We start from the raw sequence: 23821 nt of genomic DNA, 5'->3' as shown, positions 1-23821 counted from the left end.
TGCTGTTAATAAATTTGAGTTAAAAATTAAATATAATAATACATATCCATGTTTATGAAATTACTAATTCTGAATTGTCATGTGGCCAGAGTGTTGCCCATATTGTATATCAATGTTAAATTAAATAAAGATATTAGGAACTGAAAGGAAGAAAACATATCATGGCTATTAATTTAAAAGGCAGAAATTTTATTTGTTTATTAGATTTTACTTCAGAAGAAATTTATTACTTATTAGAATTAGCTGCTACTTTAAAAATTGCAAAACAAAAAGGAATAGAAAAACAGCCGTTAAAAGGCTATAGTGTTGCTTTATTATATCGAAAAGATTCATTACGAACAAGAAGCGCGTTTGAAGTTGCTGCTTGTGATTTAGGAATGCATTCAACATATTTTGATCCAACTAGTAGTAAATTAGGAATTAAAGAATCAATTGTTGATACCGCTAAATTTCTTGGTAGAATTTATAATGGTATTCAATTTCGTGGATATAAACAAACTGATGTTGAAGAATTAGCTGAAAATGCCGGTGTTCCAATATGAAATGGCTTAACTGATTTATATCATCCAACACAAATGCTAGCCGATATTATGACAATTCAAGAGTGTAAAAAAAATAAAGATGTTAAAGGTATTAAATTTGTTTATTTTGGAGATGCTCGTTTTAATATGGCTAATAGTTATATGATTATTAGTGCAAAATTAGGAATCAATTTAGTAATCTGTGCTAATAAAAATTTATGACCATATCCTCAACTATTAAAACAATGTCAAGAAATTGCTCAAGAAACGGGTGGCTCTATTATTTTAACAGAAGATTATAAAACAGCAAGTAAAGATGCTGACGTAGTTGCTACTGATGTTTGAACATCTGTATCTGAAGATAAAGTTTTATTAAAACAACGAATTAAAGAATTAATGCCATATCAAGTTAATAATGAAAAAATGAAAATTGCAAAATCAGATGTTATATTTTTACATTCTTTACCAAGTTTTCATGATGGTAATACACAAATTACTCAAGATATTGTTAAACAATATGGTGGAACAGGTGAATTAGAAGTTACTGATGAAGTATTTCGATCTTCTGCATCAAAGGTATTTCAACAATCAGAAAATTGTTTACATACTATTAAAGCTGTAATGTTAGCAACTTTGAAAGGATAATATATGAGATTATATTAAAAATGAAAAGAAGTTTTAATTATTTTATTATTTAATAAACTTATTTCCATTAATTAGTTTTTATTATTTTTATTTTAGAATATTAAATATATTAATTAATTGTTTATTAAAATATTAATGTTAGTTTTTATGTTAAGATATTAGTAATTAATTTTATTAACTCAAATTAAAAAATAGGAGTAAATTATGATAAGACAAGAAGGAATATCAGAAGATAGTAGACAACAATTAATATATAATTATTAAGGATTAAATATATGAAAAAAAGTGAGTATTATTGGTAGTGGATTTTTGCTTAGTACAATACCAGGAATTGGTATAACATATTTATGTAATGAAAAAATTGTTAAAGCACTTGGTAGTAATGAAAATAAATTTTCATTACCAATTCGAATGCTAATGGGTGCTGTTACTAGTTCATTATTAGTATTATTTATTATGGGACCATTTGTACACAAAAAATTATTTCCTGAATGATATGAGAAGAGAGCAGAAGCAAGGTATATAAATAAAACTATTAGTGAAATTGAAAATTTAAGAAATGATTTTGTAAATATAAATAATAACTGAAATGAAAATAGTACAGTTAGCTTAATAGAAATATTAACAAAATTGAACAATAAAAAAGAAGAATTACAAAATAAAGAAAAACCATTAATTTTTCAATGAGAATTGGAAAGAATGGTAGATAACTTAATTATTGATGTTAATAATCAATTAATTAGATTTGATCCTATTTCAATTAGAGCAATTAATGATATGTTGGATAATTGAGATAATAATTCAGAATTGAATGATAGTAGTCAATCTTTAATTTATTTAAAAGTTTTTATATGTTATATACTACTTTTTGTGCTAGTTTATTTTTTACTATTTGTGAGTTTTCAGAATTAAGAAACTCATATTTTTTTTCATCTTTTATTTCTTCTATTTCTTCAGGACTTTGTTCTTTAGTGTTTGTACTAGTATCAATAATAAAAGAACTTAAATTTTGTTGTGATTGGGTTGGTGTGCTATCATAGTAAATATCAGAAAGTAGCGTGAACGTGTCTGCTTGTTGATCTTCAAATTCTAAAAGACTTGTAGTATCACTTTTTTGATTATTTATTATGAAAAGACTTGTATATATATTTTCGATTTGTTCAGTTAATTTAATTTTTATTAAAACATTATTGTTATTTTTTAATGATACTGTGCTTATTAAGTCTGTTCCTTTTAATAGTGCTTGTTCTTGATTAAGTTGCAAACCATTTAATAATGGTATTGATTTTCCATATTTTTCTTTAGTTTTTGTTATTCGTTGCTCATAGATTTTCTTATATTTTTTCAAAAATATTATTGTTTCATTTTTTGTTTTAAAATAATATTTATTAGAATTATTTTCAAGATTATGTTGTGAGAGATAGTAAGAAGTTAAGTCTATATCTTGTGCATATATTGTAATTTCAATAAAATTAATTTTAAAATTTTCAATTTTTTCTATAAGTAAATTTATTCTATCAATAAAAACTAAATTTTCTTTTATTTTATTTATTTTTTTCTTAGTTTTTCTTTGTTTAATTTCCATAAATAATTTTTTTAACATGCTAAATTGTAAAGGTAAGTGCAACTAAATTATTTTTCTATCCAAATATTCGATTGGTGAAAGATAATTTAGTATTTTTCTTGGTCTTTGGTTTAAAGACAATATAAATTTATGAACTTCATTTTTATTAGTTTTTGAAAAAATAAATTTTTTAGGAAATTTTTCTCTAATTAAACCATTAGTATTTTCATTAGTACCTCTTTGTCAAGGTGAATATGGATTGGCAAAATAAATTTTTATATCTAAATTTTTTTCAAGTTGTTGTCAATTTGAAAATTCTTTGCCACGATCAAAAGTAATAGTTTTAACAATGTTTTTAGGAAGAATTGATAAATAATAACTAACATTTTTATTAATAACTTTAGTAGTTCTGTTTTTAACTAATATTGCTAAAGTAAATCGTGATACTCTTTCAACTAAAGTTATTAAACATGATTTGCTTTTACCTCGTGATGATACTATAGTATCTCCTTCTCAATGACCAAGTGTTATACGATCATTAACATTTATATCTCGTTCTTTAATTGATTTACCATTAAACTTGCCACGATTTTCTTTAGATTTTCGTTTTTTACCTTTTCTTCTTAAATTTTTACTAGTAACTTTATCAAGCATTCCAAAATAAATTCAAGTATAAATTGTTTTAAAACTAATAACTCACTCTTTATGAAAATTTTTAATTCTGCCATAAATTTGTTCAGGTGATCAACCTAATAGTAATTTTTGTTGTACATATTTTACTAAATTCTTATTTTTAAACTTATGAAAACTAATATGTGATTGTTTTCGATTTTCAGCTTTATTTTGTGCAATTAATGAAAAATAATGATTATTATCTTTATTTCTATTAATTTCTCGAATAATAGTACTAATACTTCGATTAAGATTTTTAGCTATTTCACTAATTTTAAATTTAAATTTCAATTGATTCTCAATATAAATCCTTTCATCTATGCCAAGATGTTTATAACTCATATAAAAACTCCTTACTTTTTTCTAAACTAAATTTAGCATTATGAAATTTTTATATGAGAATTTTTTGCAATTTTATTTACTTGCACTTACAAGTATAACTCAGCAAATTAAATTTAATATCATTAGCACGAATTTTTTGTAAATCTAAAATTAAAGTTTTTCCATATCTATTTTCTGTATATATTGTATGAACTAAATTTAATCAATCATGTTGATTCATAGATAGTACTTTTTTTAAATCAGTATTAAATTTTTTTAAAAAGTTATTTGCTTTTTCAATATCTTTAATTTTAAATTTAGGAGTTAATTGTGGACTTAATTTTATTAATGTATTTTGTAATAATAAGTGTTCTTTTAACTTTTGTGTTTCTAGTTTTTGAAAATTATTCTTATATTGTCTTTCAGCAACATAACCTAAATCTCGTAATACTGTTTCACGATTAGGAGTAAAACTATAATTCATTAAATAACGTTTATTACCAATAATTTTATCTGTTAAAATTTCTTTTCCACTTACTTGACTAATAATTTCTTGTAAATTTTTTGCTTCTTTAACGCCAATTTGTTCTAATGTTTTAGTTTTTTGTGTTAGTTTAATAAATTTAGTAGTACGATAACCACGACTAATTTTATTAAGTCCAGCAAATGCAGGTAGTATATTAAAGAAAGTATTTCATTTTGTTACATTTCCTTTTAAATAATCATAAACTTGATTAATAGTAAAATCAGTTGTAGCATAAATACCAAAATTAATGGCACTTGCAATAAAATCACTTGCACCTAATCCAAGGGCTACGCTTTCACTTAATCCACCAGTAAAAGGAGCAAGTGCTACTGCTATTACTTGTACACCAATCATTTCTAAAATTTCTCATCAAAAACTTTTATTTTCTTGTTGTTTACTTATTCTAGTATGTTTGGGTTTATTTATGTTTAAAAGTATTGCTGTATTAGTTGTACCTATTGGCATGGTATTAATTTCCTTTATTTAAGAGTTATTTTAATTTGATTTGTTGTTCCTTTATAATTTAAGTCATTAACATTTGCAGTAATAGTTATATATAAGTCATCGGCTTTTTGTTTTTGATTACTTACATTAGTTTTTCCTTGTGCATCACTAAAATATTTAATAGTTGAATTTGTTAAATTTGGATTTAATGATTTAAGTTCATTAGTACTTTTTATTTGTGTATTTAATTCACTATTATTGTTATTAACATTTGCAGTAATATCAATTGTTAAACTTGTAATTTTAGTTTTTAAATCAGTTTTTTCTGTTTTAATAACTCCACATAACATTCATCTTGATGTTGTTTCATTATTAGAAATATATGGTATTGCTTCTCCAACAACTTCACCAGCAACTTTATATGCTCTTCCTGCTTTATCATCTTTAATAAAATCTACATAAATAACTGTATTTTCTATCATGTATCTTTTCATTGCTCTTGGTGTTGCTAAAATAAAGGTCATTAATTGTTGTTCATTTTTATCATTAGTAAAAACCATATAGTCATCAAGAACGATTTCACATAATACACCTTTTACATATAAATTATTTCCATTTAAACGTAATTGTTGTGCCAACTGATTATCAGTAATTAAACCTTTATTATCTGCTAAATAAACTAAACTATCATAAAGACCATTAGTAATAAAAAATTTACTATTTGCAATATTTCTAAATTGAAACAAAGTATTTCAAGCAGATAACATTGATTTTAAATAGCCTACTGGTGTTGTATCTTCAATATCGATTTTAGTAGCAAATTTTGCAATTGCTTGTGTATCATCAATTGCCAATTTATCTGCTAAATCATTTGCAACTTCATATTGCATACTATCTAATAAATTTTGACCATTATTTGCTTTTAAATCTACATCTGTAATAATTTCTCCTGCAAGATATTTTTTAGTTATTTTTTTACTAATTTTATCTGTATCAACATATGGTAATTCATATCTTTTACTTTTATCATCTCAAGGAATAATTTTTACTTCTGGTTTTTTTGGTTTTTTAACAATAAACTCAATATTTACTGAGTCAACAATTTCAGTAGGGAAAAAGTTTGCCCATGGACTATTTGAAATTTTAAAAAACTCTATAAATTCTGGTGCTTCTACTAATCTCTCTGTATTGTCTAAATTTTGATTAAATGGTACTGACATTTTATTTCTTCCTTTCATTTATAAATAATTTTTCTTTTTATAATTAATTAAAAAATTTTCTTTATCATTTGGTTTATTATTAATAATTATTTGTTTATTGCCACCTGTATTAATTGTTTCTTTAAATACTGGTTGTTCTTTAATCATTTTTTTAATAGTTTCTTCAATTTTTGAATTTTCTAAATTATTAGTTTTAAATTGCTGAGTTATACTTGTAAGTGCAAGTAAATAAAATTGCAAAAAATTCTCATATAAAAATTTCATAATGCTAAATTTAGTTTAGAAAAAAGTAAGGAGTTTTTATATGAGTTATAAACATCTTGGCATAGATGAAAGGATTTATATTGAGAATCAATTGAAATTTAAATTTAAAATTAGTGAAATAGCTAAAAATCTTAATCGAAGTATTAGTACTATTATTCGAGAAATTAATAGAAATAAAGATAATAATCATTATTTTTCATTAATTGCACAAAATAAAGCTGAAAATCGAAAACAATCACATATTAGTTTTCATAAGTTTAAAAATAAGAATTTAGTAAAATATGTACAACAAAAATTACTATTAGGTTGATCACCTGAACAAATTTATGGCAGAATTAAAAATTTTCATAAAGAGTGAGTTATTAGTTTTAAAACAATTTATACTTGAATTTATTTTGGAATGCTTGATAAAGTTACTAGTAAAAATTTAAGAAGAAAAGGTAAAAAACGAAAATCTAAAGAAAATCGTGGCAAGTTTAATGGTAAATCAATTAAAGAACGAGATATAAATGTTAATGATCGTATAACACTTGGTCATTGAGAAGGAGATACTATAGTATCATCACGAGGTAAAAGCAAATCATGTTTAATAACTTTAGTTGAAAGAGTATCACGATTTACTTTAGCAATATTAGTTAAAAACAGAACTACTAAAGTTATTAATAAAAATGTTAGTTATTATTTATCAATTCTTCCTAAAAACATTGTTAAAACTATTACTTTTGATCGTGGCAAAGAATTTTCAAATTGACAACAACTTGAAAAAAATTTAGATATAAAAATTTATTTTGCCAATCCATATTCACCTTGACAAAGAGGTACTAATGAAAATACTAATGGTTTAATTAGAGAAAAATTTCCTAAAAAATTTATTTTTTCAAAAACTAATAAAAATGAAGTTCATAAATTTATATTGTCTTTAAACCAAAGACCAAGAAAAATACTAAATTATCTTTCACCAATCGAATATTTGGATAGAAAAATAATTTAGTTGCACTTACCTTTACAATTTAGCAATTTTAAATAATCATAAAATTCAGTTTTAACTTGATATTTTTTAAATATATTAATCATTTCTTTTTCTTTAATTTCTTGATTAAGTTTATTTAACTTATTTTCTGCTTCATTAACTTTATTTTCTATTTCTTGTTGAGCATTATTTTCAGTTAAAGGTTCAGTTGTTTGTTGAACATTATTTTCATTTTCTAACATTTAACATTCTCCTAATCTTATCCCAGTAATCAATCTTTAACTAATTGTGGCATTTCACTTATTAGTTTTTTATAATCATTAACAGCATTTTCTAATGTATTGATATCAGAAAATTTAAAACAATTATCAATATGTAAATCAAAATCTCTATCAATACTGATATCTTGTTTTCTATATTTTTCATTAAATTCAATTTTTGTCATATTATTTTTCTCCTTTATTAATTTTTTTCATTTAATTTTGCTAATTTTTTTTGATGTTTTATAATTTTGTTATTTGCTCTAACATGTTTTGGAGTTGTGATAAATCTTTTTAATAAAACAATAATTTCTCTGCAAATTAATGTTCCAACACTTGTTCCAATAATTATTAATTCATGTAAAAATTCTTTCATTTCAATATTTTCCTTTCAACTATTTATTTTTAATTTTTAATTATTCATCAAATTGACCACCATTAATTCTTTCAATCATTGACTGTGAATTACTTATAATTTTTACTAATACAGATATTTCTTTATTTAATTGTTCCATTCTCTCTTTATATGTCTGAATTTCATTATTATAATATTCAATAATTTTTTCTTTATTCATTGCTTTTCACCTCCCTTATAAACTCATGTGATTGTAATCTCAATTTAATGAAGCATTATCATTATTTAATGGTACTTCGCTCATATTATCACTACCATAATATTGACTTGCAGTTTCACTATTAATAGTAAATCTATTGTCATTAATTAATCTTGCAGTTTCATCATTAAATGATGTTTCTTACATTTCTTCATTATGATTTGTAGTTTCCATAGGTATTAAATTATGGATAATTTCACTTGCACCAGCAATTATGGTAGGTACTGCATAAGCATTATTAAAATCATTATTAATACCCATAGCACCACCACTTGATATTAAACATCCACCAGTAGCCATATTACAAATCTTTCTTATTGTTTCAAATTTATTAGGTACTAACTCCGTTAATCCATTAATAAGATTTGATATACCATAAGCATTTAATGAAATATAAGTATCTCAATCCATTAATGACTGATTTTCTTGCTTATTTAATAATAATCATGGAGGACCCTCAGTTGTAGTTGTAGTAGTTATTGGAGTTGGTGTTCTTGGAATAATAGGATTAATATTATTTTCAGTTCATTTACTATAATTTGCTAAACCAATTATTCCTAAACCTAATAGTATTTTTTTACTACTATTAATTAATTTAGTTTTTGTATTTGGTCTTTGATTTAAATTTCAAATATCTAAACCTAATTTTTTACCAAATAATAAACTATTAATTGAACCTAATAATGGATTATCTATTACTTGACCATAATAAGCACTTGTACCAATCATTGCAGAAATTGGACTTATTCCAGTTCTAATTAATTTAGTTAAAGTATAATTTGATTGATTTTCTATACTTGGCATTTTCTATTCTCCTTTAATTTCTAATTTTTTAACTGTTACTTTAATTCAACCTTGATAAAAATCATTATCACCAACTATTAATGCAACATTACTTTCTGGGTCAGAAACAATTATGTGTTTGGATTTAACATTTGGGTATTGTCTTAAAATAATTGCTCTAATATCATTACTTGTATGAATTTCTTTTGGAAATGGTGATAATATTTCAATTTCATCTTTATTTTCAAACAAAGTAGGTAATATTATCATTAGTCAAATTCACCTCTTTCAAGTCTTATAATTCAGTTTTCTAACTCATAAAGTTTGGATGAATATTCTATTAATGAATTATTTAATAAATCTATTCTTTCTTTCATAGAAATAATTAATTTTTCTTTATTCATAATCAAATTCACCAATTTCAATATTTTTGTTTTTTATTTTAATTAAAAAATCTTTTAAACATATTTTTTCTCATATATAAAATTCTATTTGTTTAAAATATTTAACATTAGATATTTCATTTGTAAGTCATGTTATTCGTTCTTCTAAATCTTTAATTAATTTTTCTTTATTAATACAATTTTTATGTCTTGATTTATTAATTTCATCAACTTTAATTCTATTTTCTTTACAATATGCTCTTCCATATTCATCAAATTGCTCATCTGTCATATTTTCACATTGTCTTTGTCTTTGTTCATTTTTAATTTCATCATAATATGGTTCATGAATAAATTTTTCAAATGTTATTGTTTCAGTTCATGTACATCTATTCATTATTTATTCTCCTTATTTGATTATTTTTTTTCTAAATTTTTTGCAATTGAATTTAATAATTTTAAAACTTTATATTCATTTTTTAATTCTTTAATAATAAATATTAAAAATATTATTAGTGTTATACTTGTTATTAATATTGGTACTATTAATAAAATTTTTCATAATATCATTTTTTACTCTTTTCATTTTTTAAATCATTTAACATTAATTGAACAAAATGCACGATTTTTAGGAATATTTAAAGTATTAAAAATTTGACCAGTTACTAAAATTTCATCATTTTTGTTTAATAAAATACAGCGTCTATAAAATTTTGGGTTGTTAAAAATTAAAGTAACATAGTTTAAACCATTTCATTGACCACGAACACTATAATATAATTCTTTATTAACTTTTTCGTAATATTTTGCTTCAATAGTGTTACTCAGTTTTACTTTTAATTTGACATAATTTTCTTTATCTTTCATTTTTAGAATTCCTTAAATAGTATTGAATATGTTTATATGCATCTTGTTCATGTTTTGTTAATTTTATATTTCCTTTATAATTTTCTATTTTAGTTTTATTTTTTGGTTCACTTTCTAAATAATCTCAATTCATAACATCTTCTACTAATACCATTAATGCACCAATAATTTTAGGTGTTGCTAATGGATTAGTTAATAATTGTTTTGAACTTAAAAAGAAATTTTCTACAATAATTAATATTTTTTGATTAATAAATTGTTTTTGAATTAATTGAAAATATTCTTTATACATATTTTTACTTTCTAAAACTGTTTTAGTTTTAAATATTTCATTAAAAATAATATTATTAGTTTCATTTGAATATATAACAATTCCATTATTACCAATACCAGCGGGGTCAATCCCAATAATTAATTCATATTGCATATTAATCAAATTCTCTGCATTGTATTTTATTAATTAAAATTTTAATAATATCAATTGAACCTTTTAATTTATTTAAATAATATATGTCTTTTTCTTTATTATATTGTTCTATATCACTATCTAAAATTAAATTTAATCAACTAATTAATTTTTCTTTATCCATATTTATACCTCCTACTTAACCTAATATTTAAAATACAGTCATAACAAATTGCTTTACCATTTTTATCTCTTAAAAAATATTTTCTTGTTTTTATATCATTAGTATTAAAGAATAAATAATCTAATTTATTTTGTTTACATGTTCAACAAAAATACTTTTTCATTATGATTTGAAATTTCCTTATAAGAAGTAACTATATAATTAATTGGTAAATCATCATGTTTATATGGATTATTTATTTTAAAACCTTTTCTGTTTTCTTCTCACGTAATGTTATATTTAAAACAAGGATTAGTAATTTTAGTTTTGTTATCTGTTATTTCACCGATAAATCAACTATTATGCTGTTCATAAAATTTTAATGGTTCAAGTTTTATATCATTAAGATAATATTCTTTTGGAGCAGTTGGTTTATTAACAGTTATTTTTTGGTCTTTAATATATGGTTCTAATAATTTTATTAATTCATTACCACTTAATTCTCTTTTAATATTTTCTAAATTAAAAACTCAATATGTATATTTATCATCAGCAATAAAACTATTATTTTTAACCATTCATTTTGGACATTGTAATTTATATTCACCATAATCAATAAGAATAGATTGTGGTCTATCTTTAACAATTTGTTCTTTTTTAAATTATATTTGCATAATAATCCTTTCCTAATATGTTCTGTTGCTTCTAGCATAAAGAACATATATTTTGATTTTTAGATTATTAATAATACTACTATTCGTTTTATTCATTCCATGAAAACTGGGCTCAAAAATAAATTATGAAATTTTAAAAAAATAAAAAATAAAACCAACACTTGCTCACTGGGGAGTGGCAAGGTTGGTTAAATAAAGAATAGAATTAATACAATAGGTCCCTACAACAGGTCTATATATACTAGTTTCCAATTCGCTCCCACCCCAAGAATTACCATTAATGGTTAGTATATTTTATTAGGTATCACTCCACTTTTTATTTATCCATGCAAGTCCACATACTAGCTACTATTTTTAACAACTGTGTTGTAGTTCACTTTTTTAGTTCCCTAACACGTGTTGATAATAGCGTTAAAGACGGTTATTAATTATTAACTTCTCCTACTTGGTCACTGCGTGTAGTAGATATTTAAAGGATGTTAATAATAAAAATTTTAAAATTTTACAATTACAAAAAAAGACAAGATTATTTCTTGTCTTTTTCCTTGTTAATAATTTTTATTTTATCTTTTAAATGTATATTTTTTAAAATACGTCGAATATAAATTTAAATTTAAGGGTAAAAGAGAATTTAATTTGTCTATCATCATTTTTAAATGGTAATTTTGGAAATAAGTTACTAATATGATAATTAATTATTTCGTAACTTTGACAACCGCCCCAGCAAGAAAAAGAAACAATTGTCGAAGTCAATGAACAAATGGTTGAACAATTTGAATCAGAAATATTTCAACTTAATGAAAAAATTTGTGATTTGGAAAATCAATTATTATCTAACAGTAGTGATGAAGGTTTTAATTCAAAATCCACATCAACAGATTCTTTAAATTCAGATATTTCAGTACCTCTAAAAATGCAACCAAAACTACAAATATCTAACCCCATTAATAAACAAAAAGAAAAGAACATCCCTTGAGAACAAACACTACGTAAATATGAAAATGATATTCCAACAAAAAATTATAAGCAAAGAATAAAGCCAAGTAATTCAAGAATAGTAAAATTTTAAAAATTAAACATATTTAAATAAACGCCTTTTATGGCGTTTATTTAAATTATATATTAAAGAAATTTTCAATCTTTAAAAATTAGCAATATCAACTTTATCTTTTGCTTTTGGTATATCAATTACTGGTGGAGATTCTGGATATACTTTATTCATACTACTTGCTAAATTTCTTACTCATTTACCACGATGATAAATAAATAAAGCAATAATCATCTTAAGAACATCACAAGAACGCATAATAGCATAAATATAAACAATATCTAAAGGACTATACTGTACCTCAATAAATAAAATTAATATTGAAAAACACCAAGTAAAACAACTATCAACAAGTAAAACAGTAATTGCTAAGCCACCAGCACGAAATGCATAAATACAAGTATACAAAATAGTATAAGCACTAAAAACTATAGCATCAACACGCATCATTCAACTAGAAATTCGTAAGGCTTCTGTTGTTGCATTAAATAATAATTGTGGTAAAAAAAATGAAGATAAAACTAATAAGCCAGCAAAAAATAATGATACAAAAAAGCCTAACCTAATTAAATGTTTAGCATTATATTTAGCACCAATCAAATCATCGGCACCTAAACGATTGGCAATTAACACCGAAGAAGCAATACCAAATCCAATATATAAAGTATAGAACATGGTATTAATCGTGGAAGCAATTGCCGAACCACTTAATGCTTCAAAGCTTCATTGCGAAATTAATCTAATAATCATTGTCGTAGCAACTGCAAATAATAAATCATTTAACATTAATGGCCATGTTTTAATTATAATTTTTTTAAATAAATCACCCCTAATCTTAAACATTTTCAAAACTTTTGGTTGAAATTCATATTTCTTTCATATAATAAAACCACTAATTAATGCCAACTGAGCAATTCTCGCTGTTAAAGTAGCAACTGCTGAACCTCGTGCTCCAATTCCTGTAACTGCACCAATACCATTAATTAATAATAAATTTAATAAAAAGTTAATAAATACTGAAACAAAAGTTAATATTAATGGAATATAACCACGTTTTGTTTCGCGAAATACTGAAACAAAAGCAAAGTTTATTCCTAATAATGGATAAGAAAAAACAATTCATTGATTATAATCAATACCTTGTGCTGTTGCTAAAGATGCTGAATGAAATTCATAATAACGTAAAATAATTTGTACAAATTGGGGATCATTTTTATCAATATTATGAATATTCATAAAATCAATAAGTGAATTTTCACTAAAAGGATGATTATAATTTAAAATGTCCTTTAACTCATTAATATCATTAAGAGTTAATCCTTTAGCAGCACATAATTGATTAAATTTATCCAATGCACTACTAGGACTAGTAGTATAAGAAATTAAATATTCGCCTACTGTATAAGATAAAATAATAACTATTACTCCAATTAAAAATCCAAAAATAATTCTCATTCTTACTGTTTGTCTTAAAGAACCATATCTTCCAGCTCCATAAAATTGAGCACCAAAAATACTAACACCGTTGATAAAACCTCCCATAACGGCATAAATAATAACAAAAATTTGATTAGAAGCAGTAACTCCCGAAACAGCAATTTGTCCTGCTGAATATTGCAAATGATAAAAATGTTCTAAACCATTATCTTTTCATCAACTTCAATTATCTCAAAGTCCTAATGAATTAAAAATATCCCTAATATGATTATTCATTGGCTTTAAATCACTAATAAAACTATCCTTTAATTCTCCAACCATAATATTATCTAGTAAATTCATTGATGCTGATAATATTTGTTGCAATACTGCTGGAATAATAATCATTAATGCTAATAAATATCATTTTTTAGTAGCAAAAAAATTACTAATTTTATGTGGATTTGCTCTATTATTAATTTTAAATCCACTAATTTTCATAATTTCACCCTTATCATTAATTTGCTCTATATTATAATAATAATTTTACATCATTTAAATAATGAGGTTTGAAATTTAATATATAAAAAATACTAAACTACTAAGTAAAATCTCTACGATTAAATACTAATCATGAAGAACAAAATAAACCAATACCAATCAAAACATAGACAGTCAATAAAACTGGAAAATTAAGAATTTTACTATTAGTTGCTTTATTGGTATCAACTTGATAATTTGTGTTAACTTTATTAAAACTAACTAAATAAGGATCTGCTGTCATAGCATACTCCCCTGGATAAGAAAAGATTGAACCTTGTTTAGTCGATATTCCATCTCAAATATATTTTAATTGATAAAAAATATTTAAATAACGCATTGCTTTAACTTGTGATGTCTTAGTATTAAGAGCATCATATTGTGATTGAGAAAGAGATGTATTTAAATTCGTAATCATAAGATTTACTGAATAATCAACATCATTGCTACCAACACCATTTGATCTTTTGAGATCAAGGTTATCAAGTCCAACTTTTTTACCTGTCATTAATTCTTCAAAACTTTGTTCTTTTCATTGACGAAAAGCATTACTAATATTGTAAATATGAGTAACTAAGTCTTTAGGAGCATCAGTAGTTGGTGGAGTAATAGTACTACCATTCTTAATTGCTAATACTATTGTTTGTTCTTTTTGATAATCATAATTATTTGGATACTTAACTTCTTTAATATATGTATCGTAAATACTAAACATAGCCTTTTGAATAGATTCAATAGTAGTTGTTGGGTGTTTTCTATATACATCATTAATTCAATCAATATCAGTTTTATCTAATTTAGCTTTTACATTATTATAAACTGCTAATGACTGTGAAACAACATAATATGTAGGATCAAATGTTACTAAACCATTAATTAATGTCGCAAAAATATTGAATAAAGCAGCCATTCCAATCATAATTGCAACTAAAGCCTTAGCATTTAAAATTAATGAAAATAAAATAGCAATTGAAGAAATAATTAAATCAAAAATAATAGCAACACCAAATAAAATTCATAAATAAGGAAATACCGCACTATAAATAGTTGAACTACCAATGCCAGGAATAGTAATGACAAAACTAGCAATAAAAATAGATAAAAATAAATATAAAATAATTACCACTTGTAAAGATAATAACTTTTCAGTCCAAATTTTAGTTCTACTAACTGGTTTTGATACTAAAATCAATAAAGTACCATCATCAATTTCATCACGAAAAACTTGTGTTGCTTTAACTGAAATAAATACAAAAATCATAATTGATAAAAGTACCGAGAATGATAATACTTTTCATTGTGGTACATAAAAATTTAATGCTTGATCATAAGTTAATTGTTTTATTGCTTCAGAACCCACAAATAACGAAATTAAAGACCAAGATAAAGCAAGAAAAATTAAAGTTATAATAAAAATAATTCAAGTTGAAGGAGTAGCAATCATCTTTTTAAAAGTATAACGAAATATTGGCATTATTTTTCTCCCTTCTTATTTTTATCATTGGCTTCCATAACAATTCGTTCATACATTGTTTGTAAATCAACAGTATATGGTTTTAAATAAGTAATGATAATATTAGCATTTAAAGCAATTGCTAATACTGCTGCAACTTGTGCCTCAGTTTTAATATTTACCAATAAACGATTTTCATTAACATCTACTAAAAATTTTTTATCTATTAATAACTTCATTAATTTATTATTATCATTATTAGAACTTATTTCATATAATGAATCAGTTTTATTAACCAATCCTGTATAAACAACTTTACTATAATTTAAAACAGTAACTTCATCAGCTAAATTTTGTAATTCAGATAAAATATGTGATGAAATAAAAACAGTTTTACCTTGCTCACGAAGTTTTCTTAAATCATTAAACAATTCTGTTCTCGCTGTTGGATCAAGATTAGCGGCTGGTTCATCTAAAATTAAGACATCTGGATTATTTAATAGTGATTGTGCTAATAACACCTTTTTCTTCATACCCGAAGAATAAGCATTAGGATTACGTTTTTTAAACTTTCATAAATCTAATTCCTTTAAAATCATTTCTGTCTTTTCCTTAGCAACTTTATATTTCAAACCGCTAATTTGTCCCATTGAAATTAAATAATCATAAGTAGTAATTCGTTTAGGAAATCTTGCAGCTTCTGGAATATAACCAACTTGTTTTTTTGCTTCAACTGTTCATGAACGCTTACCATGAATAATTAAATCACCGTGTGTTTCAACCATAGCGCTAATTAAACATTTAATAGTAGTGGTTTTGCCTGATCCATTTGGACCAATAAAACCATGAATAGTACCTTTTTTAACTTTAATAATAGCATTATCAACAGCTTTAATTTTTTTAAACTGTTTAGTAAAATCACGAATTAAAATTGCATATTGAGCATCTTCAGGATTAACTATTACATTACGGTTATAATGATTACGTCAGTTTTTAAAATATGATTTAATAAAATTTAGAAATTTATGTTTTTCTTTTGATTTAGCATTAACATCATCTTCAACTAAAGAACTATTAATAACTGGTTTTAATATTTCTTGTTTTTTCATACTCATTCTCCTAACTACTTAAATATAATAATTACTATATGATTAATATACTTAATACTGATATATTATATATTAATTTATAATTCAAAAATAAAAAAATTAATAATATAAAAAATACTAAAAAAGAATAACAATTACTAAAAACCTATCACTAATTAAAATATCTGATTAATGATAGGTTTTTAATATAACTTTTTATATTCTTAATAAATCAATTGATTTATATCTTTATTATAATTTCAATTTGATTTAAATAATAAAAAAAATAAACAAAACTGTTTATTTCATAATTTCACATATAATGGTGGGACTAAATGGACTTGAACCATCGACCTCACGCTTATCAAGCGTGCGCTCTAACCAGCTGAGCTATAGTCCCAAAAAGAGCAACAGAGATATTATATATTTGTTCAAGCACGATTGCAATATATAATAACAATATTTTATTTAATTTTTATTTAATATTCTTATAATAAAAATTTATATTTTTAAAAGTAAAAAAAATTTTTGTATAATTTATTCATACAAGGTTTTTTATTAAGAGGGGATTGAGAATGACAAAGATTAAAATACATATCTTAAAAATTGAAAAATGAAATCAAAATTTAGGAAAAGAAGCAACACTAAATGATGATGATATAAAAGATATAAATGAGAATGAGAATATAGAAAAAATTAATGATGATATTATTGCAAAATCACCTACGTTTTCATAATCATATTTTTATTGTATATTTATTAAAATTTTTTAATAAAAAATACTAAATATTAATTAAGTAAAATGATATAATTTATATATAATTTACTTGTTAAATTATATAAGTTTGAGAGGTAAAAAAATGAATGGCAATAAAAATGAAATGAAAATAAAACTCAAAGAAATTTATTTATTAAAATATAAAACAAATCAAAGTGATGACATAAAATATAAAGCATTTGAAACATTACAATTAGCAACACTATTTCATCTAAGTTTTAAAGAAATAGTAACAAAATTTGGATACCCTAATCGCGAAATTATTCACTATGAAATTATTGTAATACCATTTAATTTAGATGCAAGTAGAATATTGAATCAAATTAATAAATCAAAATAATATTAAGAAAATATTCAAATATTTTCTTAATATTATTTGCAATCACGGTTTTAATTATAATTACTGGTCTATACTTAATTTGATTTAGTAACTTTTATTTTAAATTCAATAATAATGAACAATGCCATTCAAATTTTAAAGATGGATATACAATGTTAAAACATTTTGGTTTAAGTTATAGTATTAGCACTTCAGCAAGTTCTTTCTGTAATTTAAGTCATTTTCCTGATAATTACTATCCTTGAATTCAATTACAAATTGGAGTTATTTTTTGTATAATTATCACTCCAATCTTACTATATACAGTATTTCTATTCATAGTAATTATTTTTGTTTTTAAAATAAGAGAAAAAAATAATAATTTTTGAGATGCAATCGAAAATTGTAAAATAATTAATAATTACTATGTTCATTAATTTTTATTAATATACTTTATCTTATTAATATTTTAAAAATGAAACTTAATTTTGCTAAGGTTTGTTTTAACTAAATATTCTATAAACATTATAATGTTTTTTATTTTTTTAATAATTTTATTTTATTCTTTTAAAAAATAACTTCCCTTGATAATTTTGATTAGTTTTATCATTATAATTTTTGCTTCCAATATATAAATTATTATCTACAGGTAATAAACTCACTACAACACCATAATCTTTATTTCAACCAAATACTTCAGTAAAAGTAATACCACCATCAGATGACTTATATAATCCACCTTTAAAAAATTTATTATCAATAACTTGAACTCTACTTCCAACATATAAATCATTATTAACAACAGCTAAACTTCAAATCTCACCATAATTTTTATTATTTTTTCAACCAATAGTTTCTGTTATTTTTTCTCCTTTAAGAGAAAGTTTAAATAGTCTACTTTCATATAGTTGATTTCTACTTCCAACATATAAATTATTACCAAAAACTATTAAACTCCAAACTTCACCATTATTTTGATTTCATTTTTTTAACAATTCTAATATTCCATTAGGTTTAAATATTAATAAATTTCCAGTATATGTACCAGTTTTAGTACCAATATACAAATCATTATCAATAACCGCTAAACTTCTAACTTCACCATATGTTTCAATTCAATCCTTAATTTCTGATACTTTTCTATTAGATTCAATCATAAATAACTTACCATAACAATCAGAAGTTCTTGTTCCAACATATACATTATTGCCCATAACTACTAAACTATAAACTTCTCCTGTTATTTCTGATATTTGTGTCAAAATATTTTGTTCAGGAGAATATCTAAAAAGTCCATTAGCAAAAGTTGCTACATAAACAGTTCCATCATTAGTAACAACTAAACTAGAAATATAACCATTAATACCAGTAATTGGTGTTATTATTTTATCTTTTGTATTACTTGCATTATCTTTAATTTTATATACACCATTACTAGTTCCGACATATAAATCATTTTTTATATTTAATAAAGTTGATATTGCACCATAAGATTCAGGTCAATTAAAAATATTTAATTTTTCTTGATATACCCCCTCATTTTGAACTAATATTTCAGAAATTGCTATAATACCCCCGATTAATCCACCAGCCAAAACTGTCCCACCAACCATTCCTACAATAACTCTTTTCTTTTTCTTCTAATTTCTTTTGGCATAAATTAAAATCTCTCCTTAATTTTATTAAATTTTTGTAAATTAATTTTACATTATTCTTAAAACAAATTATTGATATTCTTATTTTACACATATATAGTGTTTATAATAAAAACACCTCCAATTTATCTAAAGAAATACAAATTAAAAAAAGAAAGTTATTTAAATAAAAAAATAAATTATAAGCAAAAATAATATATAAAATTCTAGTAATACTATAAAAATAATAAAAAAAGAGTCTGAGACTCTTTTTTTATTATATTAACGTTTTGAAAATTGTGGTGCTTTTCTGGCTGCTTTTAAACCATATTTTTTACGTTCTTTCTTACGTGCATCACGAGTTAATAATCCAAATTGTCTTAATAATGTTCGATAATCTTCTGACACCTTAACTAAAACATTAGATAAAGCTAAACGTGCTGCACCAGCTTGACCAGTTCTTCCACCACCTTCAACTTTGATATTAATTTCAAAGTTTTCTAACGTATTAGTTACTTTTAAAGGTAATAACATATCTTGAACTAAGATTTCTTGTTCTAAATATTTTAAAGGCTCAAAACCATTAATTAATATTTTTGATTGACCAGTATTTTTTAAATGAACACGGGCAGTTGACGTTTTACGTCCGCCTGAACTTGAATAAGTTACGGGTTTATTAGATGTTGTCATAAAAGTCTACTCCTCTTGGCCTAATATTAAAACTTCGGGGTTTTGGGCTTGATGTTGATGTTGATCATGGTTATAAACATGAAGATGTGTAAATTGCTTACGACCTAAGGTAGTATTTGGTAGCATACCTTTAATCGCTATTTCTACTAATTCAGAAGCATCTTTAGCAATCATACTTTGTGCATTACGTACACGTAATCCACCAGGATATTGTGAATGGTTATAATACTTCTTATCTTGTAATTTATTACCTGTTAATTTAATTTTGTTTGCATTAATAATAATGATATAATCTCCACAATCTAAATGTGGTGTAAATGAAGGTTTATTTTTACCACGCAATATCATTGCAACTTTAGTTGCAAGACGTCCTAAAATTAAACCACTGGCATCAATAACATATCACTTTTTTTCAATGTTACTGAAATTCATTGTTGTTTGACGCATTTTTTTCTCCTTACAGTGTAATTTTTACCGGGACTACATTGCTTAAAGCATTAATAATTATATAGAAACTTATTTAAAAAAACAAGTATTATCAAAGATTTAATAATTATTTTTACACAAAATTATCGATTACAAAATAAATAATTAAAAGTTATAACTAACTCTTATAAAAATATTTATTTTTTAAAAATATAGTATTATTTTCTAAAAAATAATTACATTAAACATTTTTTTATTATATATTATTTTTTTCAATTATAAACTTAAATTAAAAAATATATACCAAAATATATCATTATTTAAACAATAAATTAAAAACTAAAAATAAATTAAAAGGAGAATAAATAACTATGAAAAATTTAATAAAACTAATGACAACATGTTCTTTATTAATGACAAACATAATCTCAACATTAAGTAATGCAAATCATAATACAAGTAATTTTCAAAATAATTTTTATACTTTAGGAGACAGTTTATCAGATGTAGGAGCATTGGTTGGTGCAGGAAGTCAATTTTTTCAAAATATTCCCCTCCCAGAGGAACTTATGAAATCTCATGATGTACAATTAAAACCTCCTTATTATCAAAATCGATCTTGATGTAATGGCCCTGTTGCAACCGAATTAATTAGTAAAAAATTAAAACAAAAAGTTACAGCTGGATGAGACTTTATAGCATTAAATGGTCAACATTTTTCACAAATAGGTACTAACTACGCTGTTGGTGGAACATTTATAGAAAAAGTTTATGGTCTTGAAGGTTTATTTTTAAATAAATTTTCACTTGATGAGCAAATAAAATCATTAATAAAACAACATAGTGATTTTTATAATGATGATTTAGTTTTTATAAACATTGGAACTAATGATTTAATGTGAATAATTGATCATAACATTACTGATATTGATAATGCTATTAATAAAATTATTAATAAACTTGATGAAGATTTAACAGAATTAATTAATAAAAATATTAAAAAAATAGTTATAACAAATATTGCTGATATGGGATTAATTCCTAACTATAAAGAAACTATTAATCAACAACCAATGACAAATCTTGTAAATAAATTTAACTTAAAATTAACTGAAGAAATTAAAAAAGCAAATAAAAACTTTGAAAAAACAAATATTAAAGAGTATGATGTTTTTTCAAAATTTAATAAACTATTTGAACAATTCAAAAATAGAGGAAGTCAATACCAAGATTCAAATGCTACTAAAATTGATATAAATACTCTTAGAAAAAATGGAATATTACAACCTCAATATGTTTCTGGTGCAAACTCACAAAATATTGATAATTACTTTTTTTTAGATCAATTTCATCCAACAAAATGAGTTCAAGAACAAATTGCTAATGATTTATACAAATTTTTATACAAATTTTTATACAAATTTAATAATAAAAATCTATTTGAAGTAGATTATCGTCCTGCTGCACATGATTGAATAAAAGTAAAAATTAGTTATGATAACTTTTTACATATCCAAAATATCTATAATACTGAAAAACAAGAAAATTTTAAAAAATAATTGTTTAAAATTATCAATAAATTTACAAAAGAAGACGATACTGGATTGGGTGGTAGTATAAGTCAAGATGATATTTATACAACAATAAAAGTTATTATTGATCATTTTCAAGAAATAAATAATTTTTTTAAAAGACTACCAGAAGATCAAGGAATAAGGCTTGTTACAAATAGAATTGGTTCATGAGATAAAAATGATAGTATGGGTGTTTTTAGTCAATAAATAAAAAATGGTATTAAAAATAAATAATTAAAAAATTTTAATCAAGTTTACTCATAATAATTAACATTAAATATTTTTTATTGTATATTAATTTTTTCACATATAAACTTTAATTAAGATTTATCAAAACTATATTGCTTATCTTTAATATCATAATTATGAACTTAAATAAAAATATTATTATAAATTAAAAGTAAATATTTTTAAATAAATCTTAAGATAATAATAAAAAACTATATAAATTCATAAATATAAGTTTAAAAGCTGAGTTATACTTGTAAGTGCAAGTAAATAAAATTGCAAAAAATTCTCATATAAAAATTTCATAATGCTAAATTTAGTTTAGAAAAAAGTAAGGAGTTTTTATATGAGTTATAAACATCTTGGCATAGATGAAAGGATTTATATTGAGAATCAATTGAAATTTAAATTTAAAATTAGTGAAATAGCTAAAAATCTTAATCGAAGTATTAGTACTATTATTCGAGAAATTAATAGAAATAAAGATAATAATCATTATTTTTCATTAATTGCACAAAATAAAGCTGAAAATCGAAAACAATCACATATTAGTTTTCATAAGTTTAAAAATAAGAATTTAGTAAAATATGTACAACAAAAATTACTATTAGGTTGATCACCTGAACAAATTTATGGCAGAATTAAAAATTTTCATAAAGAGTGAGTTATTAGTTTTAAAACAATTTATACTTGAATTTATTTTGGAATGCTTGATAAAGTTACTAGTAAAAATTTAAGAAGAAAAGGTAAAAAACGAAAATCTAAAGAAAATCGTGGCAAGTTTAATGGTAAATCAATTAAAGAACGAGATATAAATGTTAATGATCGTATAACACTTGGTCATTGAGAAGGAGATACTATAGTATCATCACGAGGTAAAAGCAAATCATGTTTAATAACTTTAGTTGAAAGAGTATCACGATTTACTTTAGCAATATTAGTTAAAAACAGAACTACTAAAGTTATTAATAAAAATGTTAGTTATTATTTATCAATTCTTCCTAAAAACATTGTTAAAACTATTACTTTTGATCGTGGCAAAGAATTTTCAAATTGACAACAACTTGAAAAAAATTTAGATATAAAAATTTATTTTGCCAATCCATATTCACCTTGACAAAGAGGTACTAATGAAAATACTAATGGTTTAATTAGAGAAAAATTTCCTAAAAAATTTATTTTTTCAAAAACTAATAAAAATGAAGTTCATAAATTTATATTGTCTTTAAACCAAAGACCAAGAAAAATACTAAATTATCTTTCACCAATCGAATATTTGGATAGAAAAATAATTTAGTTGCACTTACCTTTACAATTTAGCAAAATAATA

General features: G+C 23.1%; 34 protein-coding genes and 1 tRNA gene. 9 read left to right on the top strand and 26 right to left on the bottom strand.

Annotated elements, in window-relative coordinates; translation table 4 throughout:
* The first annotated feature begins 161 nt into the window (after window positions 1-161).
* Window positions 162-1166 carry an ornithine carbamoyltransferase gene (gene argF, locus AACL05_RS01490; protein WP_338961942.1) on the top strand — a complete coding sequence of 335 codons (1005 nt, stop codon included), beginning with the start codon at window positions 162-164 and terminating at the stop codon, window positions 1164-1166.
* A gap of 285 nt (window positions 1167-1451) precedes the next feature.
* Window positions 1452-2078 (top strand): hypothetical protein, encoded by a 627-nt coding sequence (locus tag AACL05_RS01485; RefSeq protein ID WP_338986131.1) that lies wholly within the window; start codon window positions 1452-1454, stop codon window positions 2076-2078.
* Here AACL05_RS01485 and AACL05_RS01480 read toward each other — a convergent pair.
* The 5 genes from AACL05_RS01480 to AACL05_RS01460 form a co-directional block, all read right to left on the bottom strand.
* The gene (locus tag AACL05_RS01480) at window positions 2014-2751 is read right to left on the bottom strand and encodes a hypothetical protein (RefSeq protein ID WP_338986130.1); all 738 of its coding nucleotides are present in this window, start codon (window positions 2749-2751) and stop codon (window positions 2014-2016) included. The genes AACL05_RS01485 and AACL05_RS01480 overlap by 65 nt on opposite strands.
* 42 nt (window positions 2752-2793) lie before the next feature.
* A complete protein-coding gene (locus tag AACL05_RS01475) occupies window positions 2794-3744 on the bottom strand; it encodes an IS30 family transposase (protein ID WP_338960236.1) in 951 nt (316 codons plus the stop codon).
* A 76-nt stretch (window positions 3745-3820) separates the two neighbouring features.
* A complete protein-coding gene (locus AACL05_RS01470) occupies window positions 3821-4714 on the bottom strand; it encodes a hypothetical protein (protein ID WP_338986129.1) in 894 nt (297 codons plus the stop codon).
* A gap of 14 nt (window positions 4715-4728) precedes the next feature.
* A complete protein-coding gene (locus tag AACL05_RS01465; RefSeq protein ID WP_338961913.1) occupies window positions 4729-5913 on the bottom strand; it encodes a hypothetical protein in 1185 nt (394 codons plus the stop codon).
* Window positions 5914-5931: 18 nt separating this feature from the next.
* Window positions 5932-6177, bottom strand: coding sequence for a hypothetical protein (locus AACL05_RS01460; RefSeq protein WP_338986128.1), 246 nt, complete (start codon window positions 6175-6177; stop codon window positions 5932-5934).
* A gap of 40 nt (window positions 6178-6217) precedes the next feature.
* Here AACL05_RS01460 and AACL05_RS01455 point away from each other — a divergent pair, with 40 nt between their 5' ends.
* Complete coding sequence (locus tag AACL05_RS01455) at window positions 6218-7168, top strand: IS30 family transposase (RefSeq protein WP_338960236.1); 951 nt, start codon at window positions 6218-6220, stop codon at window positions 7166-7168.
* Here AACL05_RS01455 and AACL05_RS01450 read toward each other — a convergent pair.
* The 14 genes from AACL05_RS01450 to AACL05_RS01385 form a co-directional block, all read right to left on the bottom strand.
* The gene (locus AACL05_RS01450) at window positions 7165-7389 is read right to left on the bottom strand and encodes a hypothetical protein (protein ID WP_338986126.1); all 225 of its coding nucleotides are present in this window, start codon (window positions 7387-7389) and stop codon (window positions 7165-7167) included. The genes AACL05_RS01455 and AACL05_RS01450 overlap by 4 nt on opposite strands.
* 17 nt (window positions 7390-7406) lie before the next feature.
* Window positions 7407-7592 carry a hypothetical protein gene (locus AACL05_RS01445; protein WP_174480219.1) on the bottom strand — a complete coding sequence of 62 codons (186 nt, stop codon included), beginning with the start codon at window positions 7590-7592 and terminating at the stop codon, window positions 7407-7409.
* A gap of 17 nt (window positions 7593-7609) precedes the next feature.
* Window positions 7610-7783, bottom strand: a complete 174-nt coding sequence (locus tag AACL05_RS01440) for a hypothetical protein (protein ID WP_338961912.1) — start codon at window positions 7781-7783, stop codon at window positions 7610-7612.
* A gap of 40 nt (window positions 7784-7823) precedes the next feature.
* Complete coding sequence (locus tag AACL05_RS01435) at window positions 7824-7982, bottom strand: hypothetical protein (RefSeq protein ID WP_338960327.1); 159 nt, start codon at window positions 7980-7982, stop codon at window positions 7824-7826.
* 180 nt (window positions 7983-8162) lie between these two features.
* Window positions 8163-8825, bottom strand: a complete 663-nt coding sequence (locus AACL05_RS01430; protein ID WP_338961910.1) for a hypothetical protein — start codon at window positions 8823-8825, stop codon at window positions 8163-8165.
* Between the two features lie 3 nt (window positions 8826-8828).
* A complete protein-coding gene (locus AACL05_RS01425) occupies window positions 8829-9074 on the bottom strand; it encodes a hypothetical protein (RefSeq protein ID WP_338960331.1) in 246 nt (81 codons plus the stop codon).
* Window positions 9074-9208, bottom strand: coding sequence for a hypothetical protein (locus tag AACL05_RS01420; protein WP_338956809.1), 135 nt, complete (start codon window positions 9206-9208; stop codon window positions 9074-9076). The genes AACL05_RS01425 and AACL05_RS01420 overlap by 1 nt, the downstream gene beginning before the upstream one ends.
* Complete coding sequence (locus tag AACL05_RS01415; protein ID WP_338960333.1) at window positions 9201-9584, bottom strand: hypothetical protein; 384 nt, start codon at window positions 9582-9584, stop codon at window positions 9201-9203. Before AACL05_RS01415 ends, AACL05_RS01420 begins: the two co-directional genes overlap by 8 nt.
* Window positions 9585-9604: 20 nt before the next feature.
* Window positions 9605-9757 (bottom strand): hypothetical protein, encoded by a 153-nt coding sequence (locus tag AACL05_RS01410; protein WP_338957299.1) that lies wholly within the window; start codon window positions 9755-9757, stop codon window positions 9605-9607.
* 3 nt (window positions 9758-9760) lie between these two features.
* The gene (locus AACL05_RS01405) at window positions 9761-10054 is read right to left on the bottom strand and encodes a hypothetical protein (protein ID WP_338960335.1); all 294 of its coding nucleotides are present in this window, start codon (window positions 10052-10054) and stop codon (window positions 9761-9763) included.
* The gene (locus tag AACL05_RS01400) at window positions 10044-10481 is read right to left on the bottom strand and encodes a hypothetical protein (RefSeq protein ID WP_338961908.1); all 438 of its coding nucleotides are present in this window, start codon (window positions 10479-10481) and stop codon (window positions 10044-10046) included. The genes AACL05_RS01405 and AACL05_RS01400 overlap by 11 nt, the downstream gene beginning before the upstream one ends.
* A gap of 1 nt (window position 10482) precedes the next feature.
* Window positions 10483-10644, bottom strand: coding sequence for a hypothetical protein (locus AACL05_RS01395; protein WP_338960339.1), 162 nt, complete (start codon window positions 10642-10644; stop codon window positions 10483-10485).
* The gene (locus tag AACL05_RS01390; protein WP_338960340.1) at window positions 10637-10807 is read right to left on the bottom strand and encodes a hypothetical protein; all 171 of its coding nucleotides are present in this window, start codon (window positions 10805-10807) and stop codon (window positions 10637-10639) included. The genes AACL05_RS01395 and AACL05_RS01390 overlap by 8 nt, the downstream gene beginning before the upstream one ends.
* On the bottom strand, window positions 10779-11201 hold the full coding sequence (locus AACL05_RS01385; protein ID WP_338961906.1) for a hypothetical protein: 423 nt from the start codon (window positions 11199-11201) through the stop codon (window positions 10779-10781). Before AACL05_RS01385 ends, AACL05_RS01390 begins: the two co-directional genes overlap by 29 nt.
* 856 nt (window positions 11202-12057) lie before the next feature.
* On the opposite strand from AACL05_RS01385, the gene AACL05_RS01380 reads away from it, so the two are divergent.
* The gene (locus AACL05_RS01380; protein WP_338961904.1) at window positions 12058-12366 is read left to right on the top strand and encodes a hypothetical protein; all 309 of its coding nucleotides are present in this window, start codon (window positions 12058-12060) and stop codon (window positions 12364-12366) included.
* Window positions 12367-12438: 72 nt separating this feature from the next.
* Here AACL05_RS01380 and AACL05_RS01375 read toward each other — a convergent pair whose 3' ends face one another.
* The 4 genes from AACL05_RS01375 to AACL05_RS01360 all read right to left on the bottom strand — a co-directional run bounded on the left by AACL05_RS01375 (window position 12439) and on the right by AACL05_RS01360 (window position 17242).
* The gene (locus AACL05_RS01375; RefSeq protein WP_338986124.1) at window positions 12439-14262 is read right to left on the bottom strand and encodes an MATE family efflux transporter; all 1824 of its coding nucleotides are present in this window, start codon (window positions 14260-14262) and stop codon (window positions 12439-12441) included.
* Between the two features lie 100 nt (window positions 14263-14362).
* On the bottom strand, window positions 14363-15775 hold the full coding sequence (locus AACL05_RS01370) for an ABC transporter permease (RefSeq protein WP_338961901.1): 1413 nt from the start codon (window positions 15773-15775) through the stop codon (window positions 14363-14365).
* Entirely contained in the window at window positions 15775-16863 is a 1089-nt protein-coding gene (locus AACL05_RS01365) for an ABC transporter ATP-binding protein (protein WP_338961899.1), read from the bottom strand. Before AACL05_RS01365 ends, AACL05_RS01370 begins: the two co-directional genes overlap by 1 nt.
* A gap of 302 nt (window positions 16864-17165) precedes the next feature.
* Window positions 17166-17242, bottom strand: a tRNA-Ile gene (locus AACL05_RS01360).
* A gap of 175 nt (window positions 17243-17417) precedes the next feature.
* Here AACL05_RS01360 and AACL05_RS01355 point away from each other — a divergent pair.
* Together AACL05_RS01355 and AACL05_RS01350 are read left to right on the top strand one after the other, a co-directional pair.
* Complete coding sequence (locus AACL05_RS01355) at window positions 17418-17579, top strand: hypothetical protein (protein WP_252319474.1); 162 nt, start codon at window positions 17418-17420, stop codon at window positions 17577-17579.
* A 123-nt stretch (window positions 17580-17702) separates the two neighbouring features.
* Window positions 17703-17960, top strand: coding sequence for a hypothetical protein (locus AACL05_RS01350; protein WP_338961898.1), 258 nt, complete (start codon window positions 17703-17705; stop codon window positions 17958-17960).
* Window positions 17961-18493: 533 nt separating this feature from the next.
* On the opposite strand, the gene AACL05_RS01345 is transcribed toward AACL05_RS01350, so the two are convergent.
* The 3 genes from AACL05_RS01345 to rplM all read right to left on the bottom strand — a co-directional run bounded on the left by AACL05_RS01345 (window position 18494) and on the right by rplM (window position 20710).
* The gene (locus AACL05_RS01345; RefSeq protein ID WP_338961896.1) at window positions 18494-19552 is read right to left on the bottom strand and encodes a hypothetical protein; all 1059 of its coding nucleotides are present in this window, start codon (window positions 19550-19552) and stop codon (window positions 18494-18496) included.
* Window positions 19553-19855: 303 nt separating this feature from the next.
* Window positions 19856-20263 carry a 30S ribosomal protein S9 gene (rpsI, locus tag AACL05_RS01340; RefSeq protein ID WP_281748548.1) on the bottom strand — a complete coding sequence of 136 codons (408 nt, stop codon included), beginning with the start codon at window positions 20261-20263 and terminating at the stop codon, window positions 19856-19858.
* A 6-nt stretch (window positions 20264-20269) separates the two neighbouring features.
* Window positions 20270-20710, bottom strand: a complete 441-nt coding sequence (gene rplM / locus AACL05_RS01335; protein WP_252319876.1) for a 50S ribosomal protein L13 — start codon at window positions 20708-20710, stop codon at window positions 20270-20272.
* Window positions 20711-21060: 350 nt separating this feature from the next.
* Between rplM and AACL05_RS01330 the strand changes: the two genes are divergently transcribed.
* From AACL05_RS01330 to AACL05_RS01320, 3 genes are all read left to right on the top strand, one after another.
* Window positions 21061-22248, top strand: a complete 1188-nt coding sequence (locus AACL05_RS01330; protein WP_338986123.1) for an SGNH/GDSL hydrolase family protein — start codon at window positions 21061-21063, stop codon at window positions 22246-22248.
* On the top strand, window positions 22249-22470 hold the full coding sequence (locus tag AACL05_RS01325; protein WP_338986122.1) for a hypothetical protein: 222 nt from the start codon (window positions 22249-22251) through the stop codon (window positions 22468-22470).
* A gap of 367 nt (window positions 22471-22837) precedes the next feature.
* Window positions 22838-23788, top strand: coding sequence for an IS30 family transposase (locus AACL05_RS01320; protein WP_338960236.1), 951 nt, complete (start codon window positions 22838-22840; stop codon window positions 23786-23788).
* Window positions 23789-23821: the final 33 nt, after the last annotated feature.

The organism is Spiroplasma endosymbiont of Thecophora atra (assembly GCF_964019735.1).
Taxonomy (GTDB): domain Bacteria; phylum Bacillota_I; class Bacilli_A; order Mycoplasmatales; family VBWQ01; genus Spiroplasma_E; species Spiroplasma_E ixodetis_A.
The sequence above is the reverse complement of the archived record's forward strand: the minus strand, read 5'-3'. Positions and strand labels throughout refer to the sequence as shown.